The following is an 8,277-nucleotide window of genomic DNA, read 5'->3' on the forward strand; positions in this document are numbered from 1 at the left end:
TATATCAAGGCCGGGTTAGTGTCGTTCGCGGCCAATAGAGTCGGCAAAGCCGCCTAACGCGCTGTCAAATCGCCAAAACAGGGTGCGAAGCACTCAACCCTGTGATCATGCTCAGACATGCAAGCCGTCTTGGCGGGCCTTGCGCTCGGCCCTGAATTTTGTCGGGCTCATACCTTCCTCCCGGGCAAAGGCCCGCGCGAAATTAGACGGATTGGTGTACCCAAGGTTTGACGCTATTTCTTCGACGCTCAGGCCCGATCCCTCAAGGGCGTCTTTGGCATATTCGACCTTGGCCCGCGCGAGCTCTCTGGAAATGTTCGTGTCCCAGACTGCCAACCGCCGTGCCAGCGACCGGGGCGCCATATGCACAAGGTCAGCGGCCTTGCTGGCATTCATATCCTTGTCGAGGATTTTCTGACGCAGTAACTTGCGAAACCCCGTCAGAAAGTGGCTGTGCTGTTTTTCCCTGCGGTCAGATATAGTGCCTGTTTCCGGAACGCCTTCAGTAATCGAACGTGACAGCCACTCTGAAGGAAATTGAATCCGGGGCCCCATGTCGTTGCCCTTCAGCGTCTGGTTCCGGTCAAAAGACGCGGGCAACACTGAAGGATCGCACAGCACCAAAAGAACACGCTCAAGGTCCTCCAGATCACCCAATGCTCTTTTCAGGATGGCCATTTTCAGGCCAATCATGAAACCGTCGTTTTGCGCCGGTTTGATCAACGGTTTGAAGGTGCGGGCTTCACCGAAGGTTGCCGTTTCTCCGCGCACCTCAAGATAGGGGGTCGCAGATGATGCGTATTTGTGTGCGTTTGCCACATAGATGTTCAGGAAATCGCCAAGCGTCGTCGCATCCTCAAAGGCCTGGCGAACCATCGGCCATCCGGAAGGGTCCAAATGCGACCCGATTTCCGCGCAGAAGGTTTGATCATCAACGGCTGTCGCGCAGCTTTCAACGAATTGATGCATGACCATGACGTGCACCGAAATATCGTCTTGATCGACGGCGGCCACTGTCAGTCCGACACTTTCCAGAACCGGCTCAGGGTCGACGCCGCGGTTCCTCAACCCGGTCAGAAGCGGGGCTAAAAGATGGAGCCTTACCAATGGCAATGATCTTGACATAGCGATCCTCGCAGACCAACAAAGATCGGAAATCTAGACTGATCTCAGCTCATCGGTCAAATCGATCTATCATTTAGCGTCAAAAACCGTACTGCACTGTCCAAAAATGATGCGCGCTTGGCGGTCAGATTTGCGATGCTGACACCGGGGACCCCAATGGGGGGCTTTGGTTCTAAAAGGAGATCTGAAGTGAGATTAGCGAAACTACATTCGACAACGCTGGCCATCGGGTTTTTGGCGTTTGGTACGGTGGCAGCTTTGGCGCAGGATGATCCGGCGCAAGTGTTGTTCACAAATTGCGCCGTATTCGACGGCAAGGCAACGGAACTGACCGACGCCCAGAACGTTCTGGTCACGGGCAATCTGATCGAAGCCATCGGGGACGCGTCTTTGACGGCCGAGGGCGCGACGACCGTTGATTGCGACGGGCGCACGCTTATGCCGGGCCTGATCGAAGGCCATGCGCACCTTATGCTGATGGGGCCGTCTCTTCCGGCCATGGAAGCCAATTCAACCTGGGAAGACTTCGCCATCCATGGCACCCGGATGTCCGAGATGTACCTGATGCAAGGCTTCACGACGGTTCGCGATGCGGGTGGCGCAAATGCCGGACTGCAACGGGCCATCAATTCCGGGGCGATCATCGGGCCACGCGTCTATCCGTCCGCCGCCTTTATTGGCACCCGCGGGGGGCACGCAGATTTTGCAAACTTCACGTCACCCGTGGGCGAGTCCACCAATATGGGCCGCCTGAACATGGCGCAGGAAGCCGACAGTGTCGCAGATGTTCACAAGTTCGGACGCAACAACTTTCGAATGGGTGCAAGTCAGCTGAAATACATGCAATCGGGCGGTGCCGTGTCGGCATTTGATCCTTGGCAACTCCTTGCCGGCTCCCAAGCCGAGATCGAAGCCGTGGTTCAGGTTGCAAACGAATATGGTAGCTATGTGATGGCCCACTCTTACCGGAAAGAGGCCATCATGACCGCACTGAATGCAGGTGTAAGGTCAATCGAACATGGGTTCATGTTTGACTGCGAGATCGCCGAACTCATGAAGGAAAAAGACGCCTATATCACGACAAACCTGACGGCCTTCGATCCCGGTTTGCTGGAGATTCCTGCCGTCAAGAATGTGGCTTCAAGCCTGCGCAAGGCAACATCTGCGTCAGCGGCCTTCGTAAACTACATCCCCAACATGAAAAAATGCCCTGTCAAACGCGCGTTTCAGACCGATTGCGTGGGGGATGTTCCATCGTGCAGCAAACAGATTGCCTACGAGAAATACCTGAACGCTGACTTCTTTGATCCGCACACGGCGTTGGTTGTCATGACCTCCACCGGGGGCGAACTTGTCGCCCTGTCTGGCGACTTTATGAACCCTTACCCGGACGGCAAGCTGGGTGTGATCGAAGCAGGCGCTTATGCCGACATCCTTCTGGTTGATGGCAACCCGCTGGAAGATTTCTCGGTGCTGGGAACCTCGGACAAATGGTTTGACGGCCCCGAACGCCCAGACAGCCCCGAGACGATCCGGGTGATCATGAAGGATGGTGTATTCTACAAGAATACGCTGAATTGACATGGGCGGGCGGCCCTCCCTCGGGCTGCCCGCAACGCCCACGCTCTGAAAGGTTGTCTTCATGCGCCTCGGTTCTCTGGCCTTGTGCCTTCTGGCCACGTTTGCGCTGAGCACGACGAGTTACGCTCAGGGCCTTGGCGGTCCGTCCTCGGTTCAGGCCGAACTTGAACCGGGGGACGGTCTGACCGACCCTCAGTTTCGCTCGGATTTCCCCAGAAATACCGCGCCGGGGTACTTCGCCTGGGCTGATAAACTGGCCAAGGATCACGGTCTCAGGTTCAACTTTGACTACCTGGCACTCGGGCAATCCTCGAACGCTGATATTGGCGCAGGCAATGCCAGTGGCGGGATCGCCCGGTTCTACGGAAGCTGGCAAGCGACCGAGACCGGATCGTTGACATTCAAAATTGAAAACCGCCATGCCTATGGCGCCGTGGCCCCCCAGTTCCTTGGGTTTGACGGCGGCGCTGTGTCGATCACCGGCACCGCCTTCAACGACAATGGCACGATGTTGACCAACCTGTTCTGGACCCAGCGCGCGGCGGACGGGGCGTGGTCGGTGCAGGTCGGGCAGATTGACGTCACCGATTTTGTCGACATCTACGGTCTGGTCAGCCCCTATACCGGCTTTCAGAACCTCGCATTCAACACCAACCCAACGATCAATGCCCCCAATCCAGGGCTTGGCATCGCCGGAGGTGTCAAGCTTGGTGGCAACTTCTACATGACGGGCAGCATTGCCGATGCCAATGCCGACCCATCCAGCCCGGATCTGGACGTGTTTTCCGATGGCAACCTCTTCAAAAGTCTGGAAATTGGCTACACCAGCGATTTCGGGCGTCTCTATTTCGACAATATTCACCTGACCTTATGGCACAGCGATGCCGCCAATGATGGCAGTCGCGCCGAAGATTATGGAGCCGCATTCTCCGCAGCGTGGTTCATTGACAACAAATGGATGCCCTTCCTGCGGGCCGGTGTGTCCAAGGGCACCGCCGCGCTTTACGAAAAATCGGTGTCCGGCGGCGTTGGGTTTTACATGCGCAACACGGATATGGCCGGGATTGGCCTGAATTGGGCACAGGCAAATGGCCTGCCCGGAAACCAGGCAACGCTGGAAGCCTTCTATCGCTTTTCCATCTCGCCGGGGCTCCAGATCACGCCATCCATTCAATACATCAAAAACCCGCTCCTGAACCCGGCGCAATCCAGCATCACAGTTCTGGGCCTTCGGGCCCGCGCGGTCTTCTGATCTCAACCTGCACCGCGCCCTGCAATCCGCTCACAAAGCTGCCCAAACCGCCTTTGAAACTGAGCGAACAGGTTAGATCACTGCTCCGCGTCCGAAACAACCATCAAGGTCAAGCGCCGCATTTTGCATATTCGGCGGGTTGCGGTCCTTCGTTGCGCCCGGCACCGACAACTGCACTGCGGACAAAGCGGTCTCTGCTATCAGTGGACGCCCATGGCCCAAAAAAACAAGACTAGGTCAGCTTTGCTGGCCTGCCTAGACAGCTTGGGTGATATTGATCCACCTCAAAGCCATGTGTTCTCGGCAATTTAAACTTGAGCGAAGCGTGCCTCGCAACGTTTCGTTGCAGTTAAGGTAAAAGGCTAAGCATTTGCGGCGGGGTCGCAGAGAAGGAGGTTTCCGATGTCAAACAGTGAAACGCAGTCTTGTCCGGCGCTGAAATGCCTCGCAGATTGGCTGGGCACCATTGTTGTCGTGTTTTTTCTGGCGGGCTCAGCGGTGCCCGCTTTGGCGCAGGCGCAATCATCGGAAGCGGTTGCCGATAGCGCAGGATTTCCAGCTCAGATCGAACCGTTGCGCCGCGCCGACGTTAACGCGGCTGTCGAAAGCACAATCGAAAAGATCCATTTCGAGGCAGGACAAACTATTGCGGCCGGCGACATCGTCGTCACTCTGGACAACCGGAAATATCAACTGGCGGTAAAGAATGCCGAGGCAAATTACAGGCGCGCCGAAAAGGTTCTGGAGGGGGCAAGGAGTGAATTCGAACGTACTCAAAAGCTGAAGGATCGTGGCACCGTCAGCGGTGTTCAAATGTTGAAAGCGAAAGTTTCCGTTGTTCTCTCAGAAGCCGTACTGGACCAGGCCCAGGCGACCTTGGAAACGGAGCAGACGAATCTTAACCGGACTGTGCTGCGGGCCCCAATCACGGGAATTATTAGCCGCCCCAAACTTGACGTGGGCGGGCTTGTTTCACCCGGCTTCTCTCCGCCACTGGCGCATATCGTTCAGATGGATCCAATCCTGGTAGCTTACAAAATCCCGTATCTGGAGCGTTTGAACCAATTGGGAGTTGAGCAGCTTACTGATTTGGACGACATGCTTTCCCAGGTCGAGTTGACCATAAAGGTTTCCGACACATGGACGTATGAACACAAGGCCAGACCGAAACATGGATCTGCAGGTGTGGATCCCGAGACCGGTGAAATGACAATCTGGGCCGAAGTTCCAAACCCGCGTTATTTGCTGCGGCCCGGTTTGCGCGTCACCGTGTTTTCCAATCTCAGACTAGGCGATCTGGACCAATAGACGGAACCGAAACACTATTTCTGAAGCGAGCCGAACCGTGGAAGGCCGCAGGGACCCTTTTGCGGCATTCTGCCCGCGCAACAGGTTGGGAAGAGCCGTTTGTAGCCACAGGGTACGCGACGGCAACCGGCTGTTTTGAGTTCGCAACGGCCATTGTCGTACCACTCAAGCTAGGCTGGTAGGAGCGGTTTGTAACAAACGACCCATGAAGCAGAGCGAAAATGTCAGATCACTGCCCCGCGCCCGCAGCAACCGTCAGGGCCGCGCAACATTTGGGACTTTGGGCGGAAAGTGCGAATTCGTTGCACTCGGCATACATGCCTGCTGTGCAGGACGAAGCCGCCATTGCGGGCGACACTTTCTTTCTTTATCGATGATCCCTGTTGCGGCCGCAATGGAATGGTCAAATACATGACTGTTTTCAATTAGACTTCAGACAGGCTGGGATCGGTGCATCACTATAGGTTAGGTTTGCTGAAGTCCACGATGGCCTGCCTGACGGCTTCGCCTCCCACGCCATCTCCGCGTCAAACCAGATCGACAGTGAACCACGCTGCTTCAGGGCTCGATTATAGTGTGACCAGTGTTTGGCCTTGTAATTCGTAGGGGTCCGGCTGCTCATGGACGCCAGCTATCACGATGGATTCATCTGGTGAAATCTCGGGGAACGATTGGTGCAACAAAGCCGTTGCAGTTCAATAATTGTAAAATTCCAGCCAAGTTTTTGGGCAGCAGGTCAATCACCGCCAGCTAATAGACCGTGCTGAGATATAACCGGTCCCATCCCTGAGCCTAAGTCTTATACACTGCCCGGCAGATGGTTGTTTCAATCACCGAGAGGGGCAAATCAAGCGTTGACGACGAGTGTGTTCTGAGGGGAGTTATATTCGATACATAAATGGAAGTGGATCAAATATCGGTGCAAATACCGGGTCAGTTCTCAGTAGCGTTCAACGGTACTGTAACCTGTTTCCACTTAAGTCATGCCATTACTGTCGTTGCCATACTGACGGCCCAACTCATCTTCCTGAGTGCGATCTCCAAACAAAACGTGGCCAATATCCTATCCGAAAGGATAGGTCATTACTTCTTTTGAGCGATCTGGTGTCCTTTATTCCGCATGGTTCATATGCGGAAATGTGCAATTATCCCCGTGAAGAAACGGAGTAAACGGTAGTGTTTTTTGACAAGTTCCCATATCGGCTTCTTGACAGCCTCAGAGTCAAAGTTGCCCGACGTGTTTTGGCTGGTTCGTCGCGAAGCACATCGCTGACGATCGGGGCAACTGCGGGTTTTAGCGGCGTGACCCTACGGCGACACCTTCGGCACAATTTGTCCAAATTTGTCACAGTTTCTTCACACTGGCGACAACCGGCGCATAGAGACACATAAAAACATCACAATACATGAATGGCATTGGGCGCACATAGGCCCGCCGTTTAAAAGATAATACGCAGGGGCAGTCCCATGTTGAAAGCATTGTTGAAGCGTTCCCTCTCTGGGGGGCGGTGGTCGCGTCTGGCGGCATTTGCAGCCACGATGCTTTTGATCGCAACGTCGCAGGCACATGCGCAGGCGGCCTGTTCGCCGAGTGAAATGGTGGCTTATTCATCAGTATACTACGAAGATTTTGGTAGTATCGATGGCCGCAGCACTGACTCGAATGTGCTGAACCATTCATTTAGCAGTAACGGCTCTATTTTTGATGATTTCTACGCTGTTGGTCGCTCATCGAACCTAGCCGGCGCTTGGATGCGGACCGCTGGGGATGTTGATGCTGATGGTCTGACGACTGGCCGTTACCTTGCGATCAACATGCGTGGCAAGAATGAGCCGACTAGGTCGTGGGAAGGTGAGTTTTACCGTCAAAATGGGATCTCGATTGTTCCCTCGGGCTTGCCGGCAGGTGCAACTGTCGGTGGGTTCCGGTTTTCAACAGCGCTGTCTGGAACATCTGTTGGGGCTCCAGACGTGCCGAACTTCACCCTGATTGTTGAAGACGGCTCAACCAACACCGAGTTGGATAGGGCTACAAGTAGCGCTGTGGGTGTTGTGAATGATGGCCTGTGGCGGACTGCCACGCTGACGGTCGCTCCGGTTTCAAGTTCTGTGACGTCCGCCAACATTGTTCTGTACAACTCTCAACCTGAAGGCGACGATGGCAATGACGTGGGCGTCGACAACATTGCATTGCTCCCATTGGTTTGTGTGCCACCAGCGTTGGATTTCACGAAATCCGCGGTTTTGATCAACAATATCGTCGGCGACGCAAATAAGACTGATGTTGGTGATGCGATCCGCTACACGTTTTCGATCACGAATAACAGTACAACGACAGCCTACAATGTCAGCCTAACCGAGACGACCTTTACCGGTACCGGCACTGCGCCGGCACCGTTTGTTGTTAGCGGTGGTGCAGATTTGGATGGTGGGGCCGGTACCAACACAGACATCGCTCCAGGCCAAACGCTTGTTTTCCAAGCGGATTACACGATCACGCAAGATGACTTTTATGCTGAAAAGGTCGACAATCAGGCGCGTGCCGACTTTGAAGACCTTACCGGTACGACCTTCTCAATACTCTCGGATGGAAATGCTGGCGTCTCTGGTCAACAGGCTACATCGGTGCCTTTGCCAAAGTTGATCGTAGCGGCGAATGACACGCCGGCGGCGGTGAATGGCGCCTCTGGGGGCGACAGCTCGGTGACGGTGCTGCAGGGCGATACGCTGAATGGCGTGGCGGCGACCCTGGCCAGCGTGGCGATCACGGCGCCGGTTGCGGGCGATTATACCGATGCGGTGAGCGGCGATCCGGTGACAGGTCTGAGCCTGAACCCGGCGGATGGGGTTGTGACGGTTGCGGCCGGCACGCCGGCGGGCACCTATGAGGTGGCCTATGAGATCTGCGAACAGCTGAACGCGCTGAACTGTTCTGAGGCGGTGATGACGGTTGTGGTTGACGCCGCGCCGATTGCCTCTGTGGATGACACGCCGGCGGCGGTGAATGGCGC

5 protein-coding genes and 1 pseudogene are annotated in these 8,277 nt (G+C 55.4%); 4 read left to right on the forward strand and 2 right to left on the reverse strand.

Annotated features, from left to right (window positions below; translation table 11 throughout):
* Positions 1 to 111 precede the first annotated feature (111 nt).
* A complete protein-coding gene (locus FOY56_RS20620) occupies positions 112 to 1,125 on the reverse strand; it encodes a helix-turn-helix domain-containing protein (RefSeq protein ID WP_146348046.1) in 1,014 nt (337 codons plus the stop codon).
* A 189-nt stretch (positions 1,126 to 1,314) separates the two neighbouring features.
* Here FOY56_RS20620 and FOY56_RS20625 point away from each other — a divergent pair, with 189 nt between their 5' ends.
* From FOY56_RS20625 to FOY56_RS20635, 3 genes are all read left to right on the forward strand, one after another.
* Entirely contained in the window at positions 1,315 to 2,706 is a 1,392-nt protein-coding gene (locus tag FOY56_RS20625) for a metal-dependent hydrolase family protein (protein WP_246139551.1), read from the forward strand.
* A gap of 61 nt (positions 2,707 to 2,767) precedes the next feature.
* Positions 2,768 to 3,958, forward strand: a complete 1,191-nt coding sequence (locus FOY56_RS20630) for a carbohydrate porin (protein ID WP_146348047.1) — start codon at positions 2,768 to 2,770, stop codon at positions 3,956 to 3,958.
* A gap of 402 nt (positions 3,959 to 4,360) precedes the next feature.
* Positions 4,361 to 5,266, forward strand: a complete 906-nt coding sequence (locus FOY56_RS20635) for an efflux RND transporter periplasmic adaptor subunit (protein WP_146348048.1) — start codon at positions 4,361 to 4,363, stop codon at positions 5,264 to 5,266.
* A gap of 433 nt (positions 5,267 to 5,699) precedes the next feature.
* Here the strand turns inward: FOY56_RS20635 and FOY56_RS23980 are convergent.
* A pseudogene (locus tag FOY56_RS23980) lies at positions 5,700 to 5,888 on the reverse strand (IS5/IS1182 family transposase); the annotation flags it as partial.
* A gap of 845 nt (positions 5,889 to 6,733) precedes the next feature.
* Here FOY56_RS23980 and FOY56_RS20640 point away from each other — a divergent pair.
* Positions 6,734 to 8,277, forward strand: a 1,544-nt coding sequence (locus FOY56_RS20640; protein ID WP_222435014.1) for a CLIPPER-2 domain-containing protein, incomplete at its 3' end; no start/stop codon positions are given.

It is taken from the genome of Falsiphaeobacter marinintestinus, assembly GCF_007923355.1.
Classification (GTDB): domain Bacteria; phylum Pseudomonadota; class Alphaproteobacteria; order Rhodobacterales; family Rhodobacteraceae; genus Phaeobacter_A; species Phaeobacter_A marinintestinus.